This window comes from Streptomyces tateyamensis (genome assembly GCF_003205575.1).
GTDB lineage: Bacteria > Actinomycetota > Actinomycetes > Streptomycetales > Streptomycetaceae > Kitasatospora > Kitasatospora tateyamensis.
On the sequence record NZ_PYBW01000082.1, the window covers coordinates 4424 to 21268 of the forward strand.

At 71.2% G+C, this 16845-nt stretch carries 19 protein-coding genes and 1 pseudogene; 13 read left to right on the forward strand and 7 right to left on the reverse strand.

Features of this window, described 5'->3' with window-relative positions; all coding sequences use genetic code 11:
- The 3 genes from C7C46_RS21925 to C7C46_RS21935 form a co-directional block, all read left to right on the forward strand.
- On the forward strand, nt 1-493 hold a 493-nt coding region (locus C7C46_RS21925), incomplete at its 5' end, for a DUF2267 domain-containing protein (RefSeq protein WP_342775422.1).
- A 145-nt stretch (nt 494-638) separates the two neighbouring features.
- The gene (locus tag C7C46_RS21930; RefSeq protein WP_110671607.1) at nt 639-1043 is read left to right on the forward strand and encodes an STAS domain-containing protein; all 405 of its coding nucleotides are present in this window, start codon (nt 639-641) and stop codon (nt 1041-1043) included.
- A gap of 13 nt (nt 1044-1056) precedes the next feature.
- A complete protein-coding gene (locus tag C7C46_RS21935) occupies nt 1057-1290 on the forward strand; it encodes a DUF6296 family protein (protein ID WP_110671608.1) in 234 nt (77 codons plus the stop codon).
- Nucleotides 1291-1308: 18 nt separating this feature from the next.
- Here C7C46_RS21935 and C7C46_RS21940 read toward each other — a convergent pair whose 3' ends face one another.
- Nucleotides 1309-1686: a winged helix-turn-helix transcriptional regulator gene (locus tag C7C46_RS21940; RefSeq protein ID WP_110671609.1), complete on the reverse strand. Its 378-nt coding sequence runs from the start codon at nt 1684-1686 to the stop codon at nt 1309-1311.
- Between the two features lie 140 nt (nt 1687-1826).
- Between C7C46_RS21940 and C7C46_RS21945 the strand changes: the two genes are divergently transcribed.
- From C7C46_RS21945 to C7C46_RS21960, 4 genes are all read left to right on the forward strand, one after another.
- Entirely contained in the window at nt 1827-2795 is a 969-nt protein-coding gene (locus C7C46_RS21945; protein WP_110671610.1) for an NADP-dependent oxidoreductase, read from the forward strand.
- A gap of 126 nt (nt 2796-2921) precedes the next feature.
- Nucleotides 2922-3374, forward strand: coding sequence for a GlcG/HbpS family heme-binding protein (locus C7C46_RS21950; RefSeq protein WP_110671611.1), 453 nt, complete (start codon nt 2922-2924; stop codon nt 3372-3374).
- 187 nt (nt 3375-3561) lie between these two features.
- Complete coding sequence (locus C7C46_RS21955) at nt 3562-4350, forward strand: DUF2306 domain-containing protein (RefSeq protein WP_220040669.1); 789 nt, start codon at nt 3562-3564, stop codon at nt 4348-4350.
- A 41-nt stretch (nt 4351-4391) separates the two neighbouring features.
- Complete coding sequence (locus C7C46_RS21960; protein ID WP_146259171.1) at nt 4392-5054, forward strand: TetR/AcrR family transcriptional regulator; 663 nt, start codon at nt 4392-4394, stop codon at nt 5052-5054.
- Nucleotides 5055-5235: 181 nt separating this feature from the next.
- On the opposite strand, the gene C7C46_RS21965 is transcribed toward C7C46_RS21960, so the two are convergent.
- Nucleotides 5236-6153, reverse strand: coding sequence for a glutaminase (locus C7C46_RS21965; RefSeq protein WP_110671614.1), 918 nt, complete (start codon nt 6151-6153; stop codon nt 5236-5238).
- A 159-nt stretch (nt 6154-6312) separates the two neighbouring features.
- Here C7C46_RS21965 and C7C46_RS21970 point away from each other — a divergent pair, with 159 nt between their 5' ends.
- Nucleotides 6313-6654, forward strand: a complete 342-nt coding sequence (locus C7C46_RS21970) for a hypothetical protein (protein ID WP_146259172.1) — start codon at nt 6313-6315, stop codon at nt 6652-6654.
- Nucleotides 6655-6769: 115 nt separating this feature from the next.
- Here the strand turns inward: C7C46_RS21970 and C7C46_RS21975 are convergent, their stop codons facing one another.
- Both C7C46_RS21975 and C7C46_RS21980 read right to left on the reverse strand, forming a co-directional pair.
- Nucleotides 6770-7231, reverse strand: a complete 462-nt coding sequence (locus tag C7C46_RS21975) for a cupin domain-containing protein (RefSeq protein WP_110671616.1) — start codon at nt 7229-7231, stop codon at nt 6770-6772.
- Nucleotides 7232-7242: 11 nt separating this feature from the next.
- Nucleotides 7243-8427: a helix-turn-helix domain-containing protein gene (locus C7C46_RS21980; RefSeq protein WP_245984695.1), complete on the reverse strand. Its 1185-nt coding sequence runs from the start codon at nt 8425-8427 to the stop codon at nt 7243-7245.
- 45 nt (nt 8428-8472) lie between these two features.
- Between C7C46_RS21980 and C7C46_RS21985 the strand changes: the two genes are divergently transcribed.
- Nucleotides 8473-9171, forward strand: coding sequence for a DUF4230 domain-containing protein (locus C7C46_RS21985; protein ID WP_181442459.1), 699 nt, complete (start codon nt 8473-8475; stop codon nt 9169-9171).
- 181 nt (nt 9172-9352) lie between these two features.
- Here C7C46_RS21985 and C7C46_RS21990 read toward each other — a convergent pair whose 3' ends face one another.
- The gene (locus C7C46_RS21990) at nt 9353-10426 is read right to left on the reverse strand and encodes an alkene reductase (RefSeq protein ID WP_110671618.1); all 1074 of its coding nucleotides are present in this window, start codon (nt 10424-10426) and stop codon (nt 9353-9355) included.
- Between the two features lie 116 nt (nt 10427-10542).
- On the opposite strand from C7C46_RS21990, the gene C7C46_RS21995 reads away from it, so the two are divergent.
- The 3 genes from C7C46_RS21995 to C7C46_RS22000 all read left to right on the forward strand — a co-directional run bounded on the left by C7C46_RS21995 (nt 10543) and on the right by C7C46_RS22000 (nt 11691).
- Complete coding sequence (locus C7C46_RS21995; protein ID WP_110671619.1) at nt 10543-10929, forward strand: MerR family transcriptional regulator; 387 nt, start codon at nt 10543-10545, stop codon at nt 10927-10929.
- Nucleotides 10930-11042: 113 nt separating this feature from the next.
- Entirely contained in the window at nt 11043-11183 is a 141-nt protein-coding gene (locus C7C46_RS35205; protein WP_181442460.1) for a hypothetical protein, read from the forward strand.
- Between the two features lie 79 nt (nt 11184-11262).
- A complete protein-coding gene (locus C7C46_RS22000) occupies nt 11263-11691 on the forward strand; it encodes an organic hydroperoxide resistance protein (protein WP_110671620.1) in 429 nt (142 codons plus the stop codon).
- 82 nt (nt 11692-11773) lie between these two features.
- Here C7C46_RS22000 and C7C46_RS22005 read toward each other — a convergent pair.
- Both C7C46_RS22005 and C7C46_RS22010 read right to left on the reverse strand, forming a co-directional pair.
- Nucleotides 11774-11944, reverse strand: a pseudogene (locus tag C7C46_RS22005) (aldehyde dehydrogenase family protein); the annotation flags it as partial.
- A 70-nt stretch (nt 11945-12014) separates the two neighbouring features.
- Nucleotides 12015-12989, reverse strand: a complete 975-nt coding sequence (locus C7C46_RS22010) for an aldo/keto reductase (RefSeq protein ID WP_110671622.1) — start codon at nt 12987-12989, stop codon at nt 12015-12017.
- A gap of 880 nt (nt 12990-13869) precedes the next feature.
- Between C7C46_RS22010 and C7C46_RS22015 the strand changes: the two genes are divergently transcribed.
- Complete coding sequence (locus C7C46_RS22015; RefSeq protein WP_146259173.1) at nt 13870-16683, forward strand: right-handed parallel beta-helix repeat-containing protein; 2814 nt, start codon at nt 13870-13872, stop codon at nt 16681-16683.
- Nucleotides 16684-16845: the final 162 nt, after the last annotated feature.

The window sequence follows — 16845 nt, forward strand, 5'->3', positions numbered from 1 at the left end:
CGCCCCGTCTCGCCCCGCCTCGCCCCGCCCCGCCGCACCCTTGCCCATGCTGCCGCGCCGCCCGCGCGACCCCGACTCCGGAAGGCCGCCCGCCATGATCCGCTACCGCCGCCTCCTGCACCAGGTCCGCACCGGAGGCCGCTACCCCAGCGACGAGGAGGCCGAACGCGTCCTGGACGCCGTGCTGGCCCTACTCGGTTCCCAGCTCACCGGCGAAGAACGCTGCGACCTGGCCGCCGTCCTGCCCGAGCGGGCCCGCGCCGTCTTCACTGCCCAGATCCCGCTGCCCCACCCCGTCACCGCCCCCGCCTTCGTCGACACCCTCGCCCACACCCTGGGCACCAGCCTCACCACCGCCCGCTGGGACGCCTCCTCCGTCCTGGCCGCCCTCACCACTCTCACCGACGACCACCTCACCGACCGTCTCCTCGCCCAACTGCCCCGCGGCTACGCGCTGCTGTTCGGCCGCGCGGACCTGGCCGCCGCCGCCTGAAGCAGCGGGCCCGGTCCGCGAGCGCGGGAGCAAGACCGGGCCGGGCCCTCACAGCCGGTGACGCAGCCCCCTGGACGCGGCCGCGGCCACGGGCCCCGGGACAGGCTCGCGCACAGACGCCTCTCCTGGCTGGAAGGGAGCCTCCATGTCCCCCCGGCACGGCACGCACTTCGAGAACACCAGTGTCCCGGCGCCGCTGCTGCGGATCACCACCACGACCATCCGCGACACCGCCCAGATCCTCCACCTGCACGGCGAAGTCGACCACGACCAGCGCCGACCGCTGGAGAGCGCGCTCGAGCGCGCCGTGGCCGAGCGCCCGCCCCTGCTGGTCGTCGACCTCGCCGGCCTCACCTTCTGCGACTCCACCTGCCTCAACGCGCTGCTCAGGGCCCGGATCGCCGCCTGCGCCGCCGGCATCCCCCTCGTGCTGGCGGCGCCCCCTGCCCAGACCTGCCGACTGCTGGAGATCACCGGTGCCGACGACGTACTCACCATCCACGACAGCGTCCGCGCCGCCCTGGCCGGCACCGAACCACGGGTCGGATGAGGTGTGGCGAGCCATGGAGAGCCCCCGGCGCTACGCGGTCACCCTGCCCGGCCCGCCCGGCCGGCACGTGCCGCCCGAGGTCGTCGTCGTCCACCTCACCGGCGAGTTCACCACTGCCGGGGAGCCGGTGTACGCGGATGAGGCGGGCGCCTTCCGGGTGGCGGTCGCCGGAGAGGCGGCGAGGCCGCTCACCGCGCTGCCGGGGCCCGGCCGCCACACCTGCCTTCACGCGGTGCCGCTGCCCTGACGGGGTACTGGCTGCCCGCTACAGCGCCACCGGCTCGGGTCGGCCGGCGTGGTCGATGTTCTCCTCGACCCAGTTGCGCAGATGGTTGAGCGGGACCGCGGCACTCTCGCCGAGCGGGGTGAGCGAGTACTCGACGTGCAGCGGCACGGCGGGGTAGACGGTGCGGTCGAGGATGCCGAAGTCCTCCAGGCGGCGCAGGGTCTGGGTGAGCACCTTGGGGCTGACCCCCTGGAGTTTGCGCTGGAGTTCGCCGAAGCGCTGCGGGCCGTCCTCGAGCGCGCCGATGGCGAGGGCCGACCACTTGTTGGCGAGCAGGTCGAGCAGGGCGCGGCACGGGCACTGGGCGGCGTAGACGTCGTGGTGCGCGTGCTGGCCGCTCGGGCAGGTGGTCGTCATGCGTGGGCTCCTCACCAGGTCACTTCCCGATGGGAAGTACTGAACCTTGAAGGTAACTATACCCACGGGGATAGCGTCGTCGACGTCGAGGGAGGGCCCGCCAACGGCCCTTCGCAGAGTGCTCTTTCAGGAGATGACGCATGTCCGCAGACATGATGCGCGCGGTGGTCCAGGACGCTTTCGGCGGCCCGGAGGTGCTGCGGGTCGAGCGGGTGCCGCGCCCGGTGCCGCTGCCGACCGAGGTGCTGGTGCGGGTGCACGCGGCCGGGATCAACCCGGTGGACTGGAAGACCCGCGGCGGCACCGGCATGGCGGGCCTGCTGGGCGAGCCGCCGTTCACCCTGGGCTGGGACGTGTCCGGGGTGGTGGAGGAGGTCGGCTTCGGGGTGACCACGCTGAAGGCCGGCGACGAGGTCTACGGGATGCCGTGGTTCCCGCGCGTCGCGAACGCCTATGCCGAGTTCGTGACCGCGCCGGCCCGCCAGTGGGCGCGCAAGCCGGCCACCCTCGACCACGTGCACGCGGCCGCCGTGCCGCTGGCGGCGCTGACGGCCTGGCAGGCCGTGGTCGACACCGCCCAGGTCACGGCCGGTCAGCGCGTCCTGGTCACCGCTGCCGCCGGCGGGGTGGGCCACTTCGCGGTGCAGTTCGCCCGCCACCTGGGCGCGCACGTGATCGCCACCGCCAGCGCGGCGCGCCACCCCTGGCTGGCGGAGCTCGGCGCCGACGAGAGCATCGACTACACCGCCACCCGCTTCGAGGAGGCCGTCAAGGACGTCGACGTCGTCATCGACCTGGTCGGCGACGACGTCGACCGCACCAGCACCCGCTCGCTGACGGTGCTGCGCCCCGGCGGTCTGCTGGTCGCCATCCCGGCCGGCGTTTCCCCGGAGCTGGCGCAGGCGGCGCAGGCGGCCGGCGTGCGGGTCACTCCGTTCCTGGTCGAGCCGGACGGCGCCGCGCTGACCACGATCGCCGCCCTGATCGACGCCGGCCGGATCGCCGTCGAGGTGGCGGAGACCTTCCCGCTGGAGCAGGCGGGTGCGGCCCACACCCGCGGCGAGGCCGGCCGCACCCGCGGCAAGCTCGTCCTGACCGTCGCCAACTGACCTCCCTCGCAAGAGGTTTGAAGTCCGTCTTCATCCGCGTCACCCGCGCAACCCCCACGCCCGGCTCACCGCTGCGGTGGGCCGGGCGACAGCAGCGCCACCGCACAGGAACGCAGGAGACTGTTCATGACCACCGACGCACTTCAGAAGTCCGGCCCGACCGGCTCGATCACCCAGGGCGCCGCCGGCGCGCTCATCGCGGCGGTGCACGCGGCGGCCGCGCGGATCGGCTTCGGTGCGGCGGTCGCCGTCACCGACCAGGGCGGGCACCTGATGGCCTTCGACCGCGCCGAGGGCGCACCCTTCCTCACCGTCGAGGTCGCCCTCGACAAGGCCTGGACGGCGGCCTCGTTCCACACCCCGACCCACGTGTGGAACGACTACCTGGCCAACCCGCGCGTCGCGCCCCTGGCCGGCCACCCGCGCCTGATGGCCGTCGGCGGCGGCTACCCGATCATCGAGGACGGCCGGTGCACCGGCGGTCTCGGCATCTCGGGCGGCACGTACGAGCAGGACCAGCAGGCCGCCGAGGAGGCCCTGACCTCCCTCGGGTTCGAGCTGCCCGCGGGCTCTGACTGACCATCGGACGGTCGGTCCGACCGGCGCTGCCCGGTCGGACCGACACCGGCACGACGCCTCCGGCAGGCGGTTCCTGACGCCGACCTGCCCTCCAGGTGCATTGACACGTCGAGAGCACACTCCCTAATCTGGACAGCGTCCAGATCGATGGTTCCGCACCTCCGCCTTCCCTGAGAGAGGCACCGCCGTGGCCACCACACCGACAGCGAAGACTCCGCCCGCGAGCAAGGACAGGCCCACCGGAAAGGACAGCCGCCGGGGCAACCCCCGGCTCAACTGGACCTTCATGGCCGTGTTCTCACTTGCCGTCACGGGCTACTTCGTCGGCCAGTACGCAACCGCCGGGCTGCAGACGCTCGGCGCTCAGCACGTCGGGCTGGCGAGCAACTACGCCCAGCGTGCACTGCCGATCCAGCTCGCCTTCTACCTGCACATCGTCTTCGCCGGAGTCGCCCTGTCCGTGGGGCCGTTCCAGTTCGTCCGGGCGATCCGCCGACGGTGGCCCACGCTCCACCGCTGGATCGGGCGCACCTACGTCCTCGCCATCGCGGTCGGCTCGGTCGCGGCGTTCGTGATGTCGTTCGTCAGCCAGGCCGGGCTGGTGGGCCTGTTCGGCTTCGGCAGCCTCGCAGTGCTGTGGGCGTGGACCACCTACCGCGGCTACCGCGCGATCCGCGGACGCGACGTGGCCGAGCACCGGGCCTGGATGATCCGCAGCTTCGCCCTGACCTTCGCCGCCCCCACCCTGCGGCTCTGGCTCGGCCTGCTCATCGGCGCACAGGCTCTGGTCGGCAGCCATGCGACGGACCAACAGATGTTCGACAACGCGTATGCCGCCGTCCCGTTCCTGTGCTGGCTGCCCAACATCGTCGTGGCCGAGCTCATGATCCGCCGCCGCAACCTGCCGGGTCTGCGCTTCTCCTCGGGCGCCGGACAGGTGCGCTCCCAGGTCCGGGCCACCCCCGTCCCGGAATGAACTGCTGGCCCGAGGTGAGTGTCCGTGCCAAGATCGACGGCATGGCCACTCGTTCGACGCGCACCCGCTCCAGCTACCACCACGGAGACCTCCGGGCCGCGCTCGTCGGGGCCGGGGCCGAGCTGGCCCGCACGGGCGGCCCCGAGGCGATCGTGCTGCGGGAGGTCACCCGGATCGTGGGCGTGGCCCCCAACGCGGTCTACACGCACTTCGCAACGCTGGCCGAGTTGAAGTCCGCGGTCGCCCAGCACGCCCTGCGCGAGATGGCCGCCGCCATGCTGTCGCACCTCGCCCAGGTCGAGGAACCCGCCGACGCACCGGGGGCGGCCGAGGTCCACCTGCGCGAAGTCGGCCGCGCCTACGTGCACTTCGCGCTCGACCAGCCCGGCCTGTTCCGGATCGCCATGGACGGCAATCCCGACGGGGTCGGCACCCCTGGACGCGGCGAGAAGCAGCGGGACTTCGCGAGCGAGGACCGCCCGAAGCCGGACACGCTGCTCATCGCAGCCCTGCGGCGCCTGACCGAGGCGGGCCTGCTTCCGGCCGAGGAGACGGACGCGGCCGTCATGGCCAGCTGGGCCACCGTCCACGGCCTGGCCACCATCCTGCTCAACCTGCAGCCGTTCAGGTCCGCCGCCGAGCGCGAGGCCGCCGTGGACGCAGGCCTGCACTACCTGCTGCGGGGCCTCACCAGCCGCACCTGACGCTGCTGGTCGGCCTCACCGGCCGAGGGTGCCGGTGGCGCCCGCACCGCCCTCCGCTGTGCGGCGGGACCCGACCCGCCGTCATCCCTGGGGCCTGTGTCTCGTTCTGACCCAGCCTTCGGGGATGCACCTCTCGACTGCTGTGCCCGGACTCGTTCGCCGGCCGGCGGGGTATGCCTCCTCAGAAGATGGACCAGCCGGTGACGGTGGTCAGGGTGTCGAGGGCGGTGATGCCGGCGATGGAGTTGCCGTGGGCGTCCAGCGCGGGGCCCCAGGTGCACAGGGTGCAGCGGCCGGGGATGACGGCGATGATGCCGCCGCCCACGCCGCTCTTGGCGGGCAGTCCCACGCGGTGGGCGAACTCGCCGGCTGCGTCGTAGGTGCCGCCGATCAGCATGACGGCGTTGACGCGCTTGGCCTCACTGCTGGTGAGCAGGCGGGTGCTGTCCGCGCGCAGGCCGTGCCGGGCCAGAAAGCCGGCGGCCAGGGCCAGATCGCGGCAGTTCATGGCGAGGGAGCACTGCCAGAAGTAGTGGTCAAGAACGTCGGGAACGGGGTTGTCGAGCCTGCCGTGGTCGGCGAGCAGGTGGGCCAGGGCGGCGTTGCGGTGTCCGTGGCGGCTCTCGCTCCAGGCGACCTCGGCGTCGAAGTCGATGCGGGGGTTGCCGCTCTCCGCGCGCAGGAAGTCGCGCAGGGTGCCGCGGTCGTCCCCGGTGAGGGTCAGCAGCCGGTCGGTGACCACCAGCGCCCCGGCGTTGACGAACGGGTTCCGCGGGATCCCCTGCTCACGCTCAAGCTGCGCCAGGGAGTTGAACGCCGCGCCCGAGGGTTCCTTGCCCACCCGGCTCCACAGCCTCTCGCCGTCGGCGGCCAGTACCAGGGCGAGGGTGAAGACCTTGGACAGCGACTGGATGGAGAACGGCACCTGCCAGTCCCCGGTCCCGCGCGGCACTGTCCGCGAGTCGGTGTCCGCGATCGCCAGGCCGAACCGGCGCGGGTCCACCGCGGCCAGCGCCGGGATGTAGCTGGCGACCCGCCCCTGCGCCAGCGCCGGCCGGACGGCGCGGGTGATGCGCTCGAACAGGTCCCGATCGTCCATGTCACCCCCGTGGGCGGGACGCCGTTGTCCCTGCCGGGGACCAGCATGCGCCGGGCCGCCGGATCGGGGAAGGGCGCCTGGACGGGGCACGAGGCACTGCCGACCGCGCTATGGTGACGTCAAGGCACGATGCACAAACCGAAAGTGACGGGCTCTCGGATGCTGAAGCACCTCCTCCCGGCCCAGGAACCCGCTGGCGCACCCTCACCCGGCTCGGCAAGCTACGCCACCGAGTTGACGCCGTGCGTCATCGTCGTCAAATGCATGGGCCGCCGCTACCGGGCCACCGGGGCCGATGGAACGCTGACCATCACCGACGTCACCGACATCACCCGACCCGTCTGCCTCGGCGCTGCCCACCTGGACGGCGCCGGCACCTGGCAGGTCCGCACCGCACGCCGCAGCTGCCGCACGCCGGCCCGAGACCTGTCGGACGCAATCGCCCTGCTGCACGAAATTGCCTGGCCGACCCGCACCCCGTGGCCGCAGGCGCCCAGCTGACGCGCTGTGACACGTCCAGCGTTTCCCTCATGCGAGGGCGCTGCCGGGAACGGGTCCTGCCGCCCCCGAGGTCGGCAGCGCGGCGGTCCGCCGTAGCGTTCGTACCGAAGGCGCTTCACGAGGCGTATTCGTCCGAAATCTCGGTGGCGTAGTTCTTCCACAGCGGTTTCATGGTCTCGGCGTTGACTGGCTGCCCGGAATCGATCATGGCCTTGAAGTCGCGGAAGTACTGCACGTACAGGTCCGGCGTGAACGTGTTCAGCATGACCGCGTTCTCGTCGCCGACGTTGGCGAACGTGTGCGGCGCCCCGGTCGGCACGATGACCCAGGTGCCCGGCCCGGCGTCGTACTGGTCCTCGCCGACGGTGAACCGGAACGTTCCCGCCAGCACGTAGAAGCCCTCGTCGTGCTGGGCGTGGCGGTGCTGCAACGGGCTCGGGGTGCCCGGTGGAATAGTGACCTCGGCGAACCCCAGCCGGTGGTCGGTGTGCTCGCCGTTCTCCAGGATCCGAATCTGCTGCGCCCCGCTGCCGAGGATCTCGCCCTCACCGGGGCGGACGATGTTTACCTTCGCCATGACGTTCCCATCTATTGCCGGCCTTGGTGCCCACCATCCTGTTCCGGGCCGGCCGTGCGCGTCTTGGTCGCCCGTGCACGGTTGCTGGTTACCAGTGCACGGGCGTTGTAGCCGTACGTCAGCTTGAAGAGCTTGCTGAAATGGGCGGGATCGGAGAATCCCCACCGGGCGGCCACGGCGGTGACCGTACGTCCGCCTCCGGTCAGCTCGGCCCGGCAGCGCTCAAGGCGGCGACGGCGGATCAGGGCCGCTACGGTGAGCGGCTGATCCTCGAACAGCTTGTGCAGCCGGCGCACGGACATGTGGTGGGCGGCGGCGATGCTGGGCGGGGACAGATCGGGATCAGCCAGCCGGGCCTCGATGTAGCCGGAGATCCGGTCCCGCAGCCGCTCGTCCGGAGCCGGTTGTCCGTCGCCCAGCCGGGCCTCCAGCGCGACCGCGATCAGCTCGACGACGGCCGCCGCCGACCTCAGCGCCTCCGCCTCGCGGAACTCGGTCGCCGAACGCGCCAACTCCCGAGGCAGCACGGAGACGAGAGCGCCCGGACCGTGACTGCCGTCGATGCGTGCGCCGATGAGCCGGTCGATCTGCGCGGGCCGGATCCGGAGCTCCCGGCGCGGAACCAGGATGGTGACGTGCGCCGCGGCGGTGCTCTCGAACCGGATCGAACGCGTGGGATCGAGCAGCACCAGGTCGGCCGGCCCGAGTTCGGCATCGTCGCGCCCCTGCTTGATCCGCGTCCGGCCCCAGGTCATCACCTTGATCGCCAGGTTCTCGCCGTCGCAGGCGGCGCGCTCCCGCCCGATGCAGGAGCTCTCGGGCGTGGTGAGGGAGACCAGCCGCAGCGGCCCGAGGTTCCGGGTGGCGATCCGGCCCTGGAAGTCGGCCCCGGCCAGCTTGTTGACAAGCGGAGGAAACCCGCTGGCGGCCAGCTCCGCCTGGAACGTCTCAAGGTTGCCGTTCACCGGCCAACGATAACGCCGACACTCCGGTTGGGGCACGAGAGTGCCTTGGCGGACGAGTCTGCCGCGTCGGTGCCGGGTGATGTTCACGCAGGCTTCGTCGGTGGGCAGGGCGAGTGGTTCGTGCAACTCGCGTTCGGGTTCCCGCTCAGGCGAGTCCAAACAGCCAGTCACCCGGAAGCGTTGACCGCCCGGGTTCGGGGAACCCGTCCTGGCGGCCTGACCGACGCTCATGCGACGTGCAGACCCGAGGAGTTCCCCCCAAGGAGGCAGATCGCCGTGTTCCGCCGCCCCAGCCGGAGAGCCACTCCGGACACCCAAGCACCCGCACCCGCACCCGCAGGCCGCCGGCTCCCCTGGTACGTCGGCCTGCCGATCACCCTGGCCGCGATCGCCGCGGTCCTGCTCGCCTCGGCCTCGCTCCACCTGCTGCCGGGCCTGCCCGACCCGTTCGCCGAGAAGACCACCGACCGCAGCCAGCCGGTGCTGCTCAAGTCCATCCAGGACATGAGCCGCTACACCGCCGCCAGCGGCAACTTCCAGCTGGTGGTCGACCTCGACCACGAGGCCGCCTTCCTGCCCCCGGGCCTGCTCGGCCACCGGACGCTGTACGTGGCGGCCGGCAGCGTGGAGGCCTACGTGGACCTCGGCCAGGTCTCCGGCTCCGGCGTATCGGTCTCCGCCGACCGGCGCAGCGTCACGATCTCGCTGCCGCACGCCCAGCTGGGGCAGGTGGCGCTGGACCCCAAGCAGTCCTACGTCTACTCCCAGGAGCGCGGCCTCTTCGACCGGATCGGCGACTTCTTCTCCGGCAACCCGGGCAACCAGCAGCAGGTGGAGCAGCTGGCCTCCCAGCGGATCCAGAACGCCGCGAAGTCCTCGGGCCTGCTGGAGCACGCGGAGCAGAACACCAGGAACGCGCTCCAACAGCTGCTGCGCTCGCTCGGCTTCACCACGGTGGACGTGCACATCGGCTGACCGAGGCGTTCGGGTGGGCGGCCGGCCGCCGCGATCAGCGCTTCCGTCATGCGAGGACGGGCGCGCACGGGACGACTCCTCGTGCCGATCCGGCAAGACGAGTCGTCCCGGACCTCCGGCTGGCCCCGTGGCCCCGGGCCTTCGGCGCCACGGGGCCACGGGGCCACGGGGCCACGCAGTGTCAGCTCGCGTGCTGATAGGCCGGGTAGGTCAGGTACCCCGCGTCGCCGCCCTGGTACAAGGTGGCCTCGTCCACCGGGGCGATCGGCGCCCCCAGCCGCAGCCGCTCGACGAGGTCGGGGTTGGCGATGAAGGCGCGACCGAAACTGATCAGTTCGGCGCCCAGCCCCAGCCAGTGGTCCGCCTCGGTCCGGCCGGTCTGCTTCGGCCCCAGCGGGAACGTCGGGTTCACGATGAGGGTGCCCGGCCAGGCACGGCGCAGGTCGAGGAGCACCTCCTCCTCGGTGGTGGCCTCGAGATGGACGTAGGCCAGGTCGAGGCGGGCGAGCTCGGCCAGCAGGGCGGCGTAGAGCTCGGGCACGTCCTCCTCCGCCACTCCGAAGAAAGTGCCGCCCGGGGAGAGGCGGATGCCGGTCCTGACGGAGCCGACGGCCTCGACGGTGGCGGCCGCGGCCTCGACGGCGAACCGGATCCGGTTGGCCACCGAGCCGCCGTAGCGGTCCGTGCGCAGGTTGGCGTTGGAGGAGAGGAACTGCGAGATCAGAAAGCCGTTGGCGCCGTGCAGTTCCACGCCGTCGAACCCGGCGTCGACGGCGCGGCGGGCGGCCTCGGCGAACGACCGGGCGTGCTCGGGCACCTCGGCGGTCTCCAGCGCACGGGGCACGGGCATGGGCTGGGGCCCGGTCGGGGTGAACACCTCGCCGGTGGCGGGGACGGCCGAAGGCCCGACGGGCTGGTACCCGGTGGTGTCGGGGTGCGAGACCCGCCCGCCGTGCATGATCTGGGCGAAGATCCGTCCGCCGTTGGCGTGCACCGCCGCGGTCACCGGGCGCCAGGCCGCGGTCTGCTCAGCCGTGTGCAGCCCCGGCGTCCCCGGATTGGACTGCCCGATCAGGCTCGGCTGCACCCCCTCGGTCACGATCAGTCCGGCCGTCGCGCGCTGAGCGTAGTACGTCGCCATCGACGGGGTCGCCAGACCGCCGGCGGCGGCCCGGACCCGGGACATCGGGGCCATCACCACCCGGTTGGGCAGGGTCAGTTCACCAAGCCGATGGCTGTCGAAAAGGGTCGTCACCGTAGGGCTCCTTCGTGCACCGCGGCGCCCGTCCGTCGGGCACTGCAGCTACGCTAAAACCTGACATTGACGTCAGAGGCAAGCTGTGTGGCGCAGGTCACGACCAGGAGGACGGCATGCGGATCGGGGAGCTCGCGGCACGGGCCCGAGTCAGCGTCAGGTCCCTGCGGTACTACGAGGAGCAGGGGCTGCTGACCAGCACCCGCAGTCCCAGCGGGCAGCGGCACTACACCGACGGCGAGATCGAACGGGTCGGGTTCATCCAGCGGTTGTACGCCGCAGGCCTGTCCAGCCGCACCATCGCCGAACTGCTGCCGTGCGTCGATTCGCCGAGCACCGAGAACTCCGACACCGCGCTGGAACGGATGGCCCAGGAGCGCGACCGGCTCTGCGACCACATCGCCGAGCTGACCCGCACCAGGGAGGCGCTCGACGCACTGATGGCCACGGCGCGGGCCCACCGGGAGACCCTGCCCCCGCCGGCGACTGCCGCCCGGGCCTGACGCCCCGTCACACCGGCCGGCGGTCCGGTGCGACGGCCGCCTTCCGCTGCGCATCCGTGCCTGACCCTGGCAGGGGCAGGCACGCCCGTGCGGTCCGCCCAATACTGAACGGCATGACCGCTCAATCCCACGGCGCTTCGGTGCTCGGCGAGTTCCGGTCGAGCCGGCGCGCCCAACTCACCCCCGCCGCCGTCGGCTTGCGGGACTACGGCGACCCGTCGTCGTCCGGGCCGGCCGCCCTTGCGCCCTCCTGAACTCCGCCGACCTCCTCGCGCGAAGCATCGCGCGGCGCCGATCGGCGCTGCACTCCCCACCGAACGAAAGAGACCGAACGTGCCCACGACCACGCTTTACACCACCCAGGCGATTTCGACGGGCGACGGCCGCAACGGCCACGTTCGCACGCCCGACGGCATCCTGGAGGCCGACCTGACGGTCCCCAAGGAGATGGGCGGCCCCGGCGGCGAACAGACCAACCCGGAGCAGCTGTTCGCCGCCGGGTACGCGGCCTGCTTCCACAACGGGCTCCGGCTGATCGCGGCCGGCCGGAAGACCCCCGTGCCCGGGTCGACGGTCACCGCCGAGGTGAGCCTGCTCTCCATCGACGACGGGCGGTTCACCCTGGCGGTCGGCCTCACCGCGCACCTGCCCGGCCTCGACCAGGCCACCGCCGACCAGCTCCTGCGGGACACGCACCAGGTCTGCCCCTACTCGAACGCCACCCGCGGCAACATCGAGGTCACCCTGGCCGCCACCGTCTGACCCGACGACACCACCCCGGCGGGGCCCGGCCACCAGCGGTCGCCGGGCCCCGCCGGGTCGATGCGGGACGCTCCCCCGCCGATCACGGGGTCCGCGGCCGGGCGTCGATGACGGCACATCGGTGCTTCCCGTTCTCCAGGGACACCAGCTCGGCGAGCTCGGCGGAGTGGGCAGCCAGGACGTCGGCGCCGCGCAGCAGCAACTCGCCGCGCTCGGACGGGGCACGCCCCCGCCAGCGTCGGAGGAACGCGGCGTGCGCAGCCCGCTTCGACGAGCTTCACCGAGCGAGGTCCGGTGCGACGCGCGCGGATTGCTCCCGGTCTTCAGCGCTCCATCATCCGCATGCCGGCCTCGTTGTGGGTGTCGCCGGCCGCCGGGGGCATGCTGCTGAGCCGGGCGAGCTGGTCGTCGGTGAGGCGGACCGAGTCGGCGCCGGCGTTCTCCTCGATCCGGGCCACGCGCCGGGTGCCGGGGATGGGCGCGATGAAGTCGCCCTGCTCCAGCAGCCAGGCCAGCGCCACCTGCGCAGGGGTGGCGCCGGTCTCGGCCGCGATGGCGGCGACCTGGTCGGCCAGGCGCAGGTTGTGCTCGAAGTTCTCGCCGGTGAAGCGGGGGTTGTCGGCACGGAAGTCGCTGGGGTCGAACTGCCCGGTGGAGCGGATGGTGCCGGTCAGGAAGCCGCGTCCCAGCGGGGAGAACGGGACGAAGCCGATGTTCAGTTCGCGCAGCACGGGCAGGACACGGGCTTCGGGGTCGCGGGTGAACAGCGAGTACTCGGACTGCACCGCCGTGACCGGGTGGACGCCGTGGGCGCGGCGGATGGTGTCCGGGCCGGCCTCGGACAGGCCGATGTGCCGGATCTTGCCCTCGGCGACCAGCTCGGCCAGCGCGCCGACGGTCTCCTCGATCGGGGTGCCCGGGTCGACGCGGTGCTGGTAGCAGAGGTCGATGTGGTCGGTGCCCAGGCGCTTGAGCGAACCCTCGACGGCGGCGCGGACGTTGGCCGGGCTGCTGTCCGGGCCGCTCTCGCGGCCGGTGTGGGAGATCAGGCCGAACTTGGTGGCGAGCACCACCTGGTCGCGGTGCCCCTTGAGGGCCCGGCCCACCAACTCCTCGTTGGTGTAGGGACCGTAGACCTCGGCGGTGTCGATGAAAGTGATACCCAGGTCCAAGGCGCGGTGGATGGTGCGGATCGACTGCGCATCGTCGGTTCCGGCGCCGGTGTAGCCGTGGGACATGCCCATCGCTCCCAGGCCGATCCGGGAGACGTCCAGGTCGCGCAGCTTGAGGTGCTTCACAGTGGTGTCCTTTTCGTTCGACGGTCCGCCCGCAGTGCTGCGGGCGTCCGGGTCGTGGTGCCCCGGCTACCCGCGTACTCGCGTGGGATTCACTCTCCAGGGTTCGCCCGCCCTCGGCCCGCAGGGCGGGGCGTGTCGGAAGCGAGCGGGCCGATCCGCAAGCCGTTGGGGCTGAACCCAGCCACGGCTTCACATATTTGAACATAAACGAACCGAACACCACGCCACGGCCGCAGAGCCACGGTCTCGCCTTGCCCATTCCTGGGATGCTGATGGGGACCACAGGCGCATGGCCGAGCAATACCTCCTATGTATGCCGCCATAGTTGTGTGCGACCTCTTGACCGACTCCTCCCGACAGAGCATGCTCTCGGACTGTTGAGGCGCGTCGACTATGCGGTTGCTCGGACGCAACCATGGCGTACCCCCACCCTATTGCTCCTATGTATGGATAAGTGCCGCCCAATACCGCACAGAAGGAAGAATCAAACACAAGTCAACATAGTGGGCAGACAGGGCCGTCGCGCTTCTCGCCCGCCGTGGCCCACGTCGGGCAGGCGCCCGGGACGGCTCGGCAGCAGGTCGGCGGCCGGCGGGCCGCCTCCGGCTCCCTCGCCCAGCAGTGGACCCGGAACGGCAGCACCCACCCGCATCCCGTAGGAGCACCAATGCCCTTGTTCCGTTCCAGATCCGTCAGCCTCCGCGACACACTCCGTGCACTCCGAGCACTCGGCACCCTCGGCGCGCTTCTGTGCGCCGCTGTGGCCGCACCCGCTCCGGCATCCGCCGCAACCCCGACCGTGCTCTACGTGTCACCCTCGGGATCGGGGAGCACCTGCTCGGTCAGCGCTCCCTGCACTCTGGACAGCGTCAAGAGCCAGGTGGAGTCCCTGACCGCCGGGATGGCCGCGGACATCGACGTCTACCTCCGCGGCGGCACGTACCGACTGTCCCAGGCGTTCAGTCTCGGGACGCAGGACTCCGGACAGAACGGCCACAAGGTCGTCTGGGCCAACTACCCTGGCGAAGTCCCGGTGCTGAGCGGGGCCCAGCAGGTCACCGGGTTCTCGCTCTACGACAGTTCGAAGAACATCTACCGTGCCGCCGTACCGGTCGGCACGCAGAGTCGGCAGTTGTTCGTCAACGGGGTGCGGGCGCAGCGAGCACGCGGGCCGCTGAACCCCGCCGGCTTCACCCTCTCCGGGTCCAGCTTCACCACCGCCGACTCCTCCTACGCCTCGTTCACCGACGCCGCCTCGGTGGAGGTGGTGGACGACAACGCGTGGAAGCAGATGCGCTGCCCGCTGGCGGGCATCACCGTGCCGAGCGGAGGCGGCTCCAGCCTCGACGTCGACCCGACCTGCTTCCGGAACAACAACACCGCGGTACCCAACCGGCAGTTCCCGTTCAACGGTGCCGGACTGCCTGCCCTCAGTTCGATCAGCTACGTCGAAAACGCCTATCAACTGCTGGACTCGCCGGGCGAGTTCTATCTCAACAGCTCGGCGGGCTTTGTGTACTACATGCCGCGCGGCGGTCAGGACCTCAGCACGGCGGATGTCGAACTGCCCACCCGCGAGACGCTGTTGACCTTGAACGGCACCCCGGGCCACCTCGTCCCGGTCAACGACACGGATCCGTCCATCACCTACAACGGCTCGTGGTCGTACTCCTCCGCGCGAGCCGTGGGCGACCTCTACGACGACGTGCACTCCACCACGGTCAACGGCGACTCGGCGAGCTACACCTTCACCGGCACCGGGATCGACGTGCTGTCGGAGGCCAACACCGACGAGGGCGGCATCGACGTCTACGTCGACGGCACCAAGACCCAGAGTGTTTCCGCCGCCGGCACCTCCCGGCTCGCCCAGCAGGTCGTCGCCTCCGTCGGTGGCCTGTCCAAGGGCCGGCACACCGTCAAGCTGGTCAAGACCTCCGGGACGTTTCTGGTCCTCGACGGCTTCACCGTGGTGCCGGACGCGGTCACGCCCGCGCTCGACATCACCTTCCAGGGCCTGACCTTCGCCTACACCACCTGGATGCTGCCCGCGACGGCCGGCTACATCGACAACCAGGCCGGCGTGCTGTGGGACCCCAGCCACGCCGACGCCCCGACCCGCATCCCGGCCGCCGTACAGGTCCACCGCAGCTCGAACATCACCTTCGCCGGCGACGAGATCACGCACACCGGCGGCACCGGCATCGACCTCGCCGACGGCACCCAGAGCTCCACGATCACCGGCAGCTTCATCCACGACACCTCCGGCGGCGGCGTCTCCGTCGGCGAGGTCGACGACTACTACCTCACCGACACCGGCCGGATGACCACCGGCGACACCGTCTCCGAGAACTGGATCGACCACGTCGGTCAGGACTACTCCGACGCGGTCGGCATCTGGGCCGGCTACACCCGCAACCTCGCGATCTCGCACAACGACATCGGCCACACCCCGTACTCCGGCATCTCGCTCGGCTGGGGCTGGGGCTACGCCTCACCGTGCTCCATGCAGTCCGCCCAGCACCTGGCCTCCTGCCGCCACGGCACCATCTACGCCGGCGGCAACCAGATCCTGGACAACCACGTGCACGACGTGATGAACATCCTCTACGACGGCGGCCCGATCTACACCAACGGCGGCCAGGGCAACGACGGGAGCACCTCCGTGCTCGCCGGCAACCTCGTCGAGGTCACCAACCACACCAACAACAAGCTGTACCAGGACGAGGGCAGCTCGTACTGGAACACCTACGACAACGTCGCGCGCATCGGCGGGGGCGGCTGGATCGGCATGTGGACGCCGACGATCCACGACATCAACATCCACGACAACTACTCGGACACCTCCGCCTACAACAACCGCGGCACCAACATCACCTTCAACCAGGCCACCATCGTCTCCGGCGGCGCCTGGCCCCCCGCCGCCCAGGCCGTCATCGCCGCCGCCGGCCCGGACGCCGGCTACCGGCCGATGACCGGCCGGATCGACGACGACGACACCGCAATCTCCTACACCGGCAGTTGGACAGCCAACGGCAACCGCGGCCTGGGCGACTACGACGACGCCGTGCACGCCACGCAGGCCGACGGCGACAGCGCCTCGCTGACCTTCACCGGCACCGGCGTCTCGGTCGTCGGTGAGAGGAGCAGCGACCAGGGGCAGGTCGAGGTCTTCCTCGACGGCACCTCCAAGGGTCTGTTCGACACCAGTTCCACCACCCGCCAGGCCCAGGCGGTCGTCTACAGCACCAGCGGACTGAGCGCGGGCAGCCACACGGTCCAGGTCGTCAAGCGCAACGGCACCTGGTCCACCCTGGACGGCTTCGAGGTCACCGGCGTCCACAACGACACCGACCCCGCCATCACCTACACCGGCGCCTCCTGGCAGTACTACCCCAGCCGCGGCTTCGGCGACTACCAGAACGACGTCCACGCCGCCGCGGCGAACGGCGACTCGGCCACCGTCACCTTCACCGGGACCGGCATCAGCCTCGTCACCGAGACCAACAGCGACGAGGGCACCCTCGCCGTATCCCTCGACGGCGCCGCCAAGGGCACCGTCAACGCCAACGCCACCAGCCGCCACGCCCAGCAGACGGTCTACGCGGTCAGCGGGCTGCCGATCGGACGGCACACCCTGACTCTCACCAAGACGGGAGGCACCTACCTGGTGATCGACCGGTTCGACACGCAGTAGCCCGCCCGCGGCGGCCGTCCGGTACACCGCTCAAGCAAGGCTTGTCCTGTAGCTGCCCTCGCATACCCGCGAGGGCAGCTACAGAGGTCGGAAACGGAGTGCAGCAGGGCGGCTCTGCCTGGCATACGGCCCGTGATCCGGTCACCGGGTGCTGCGGGTCCG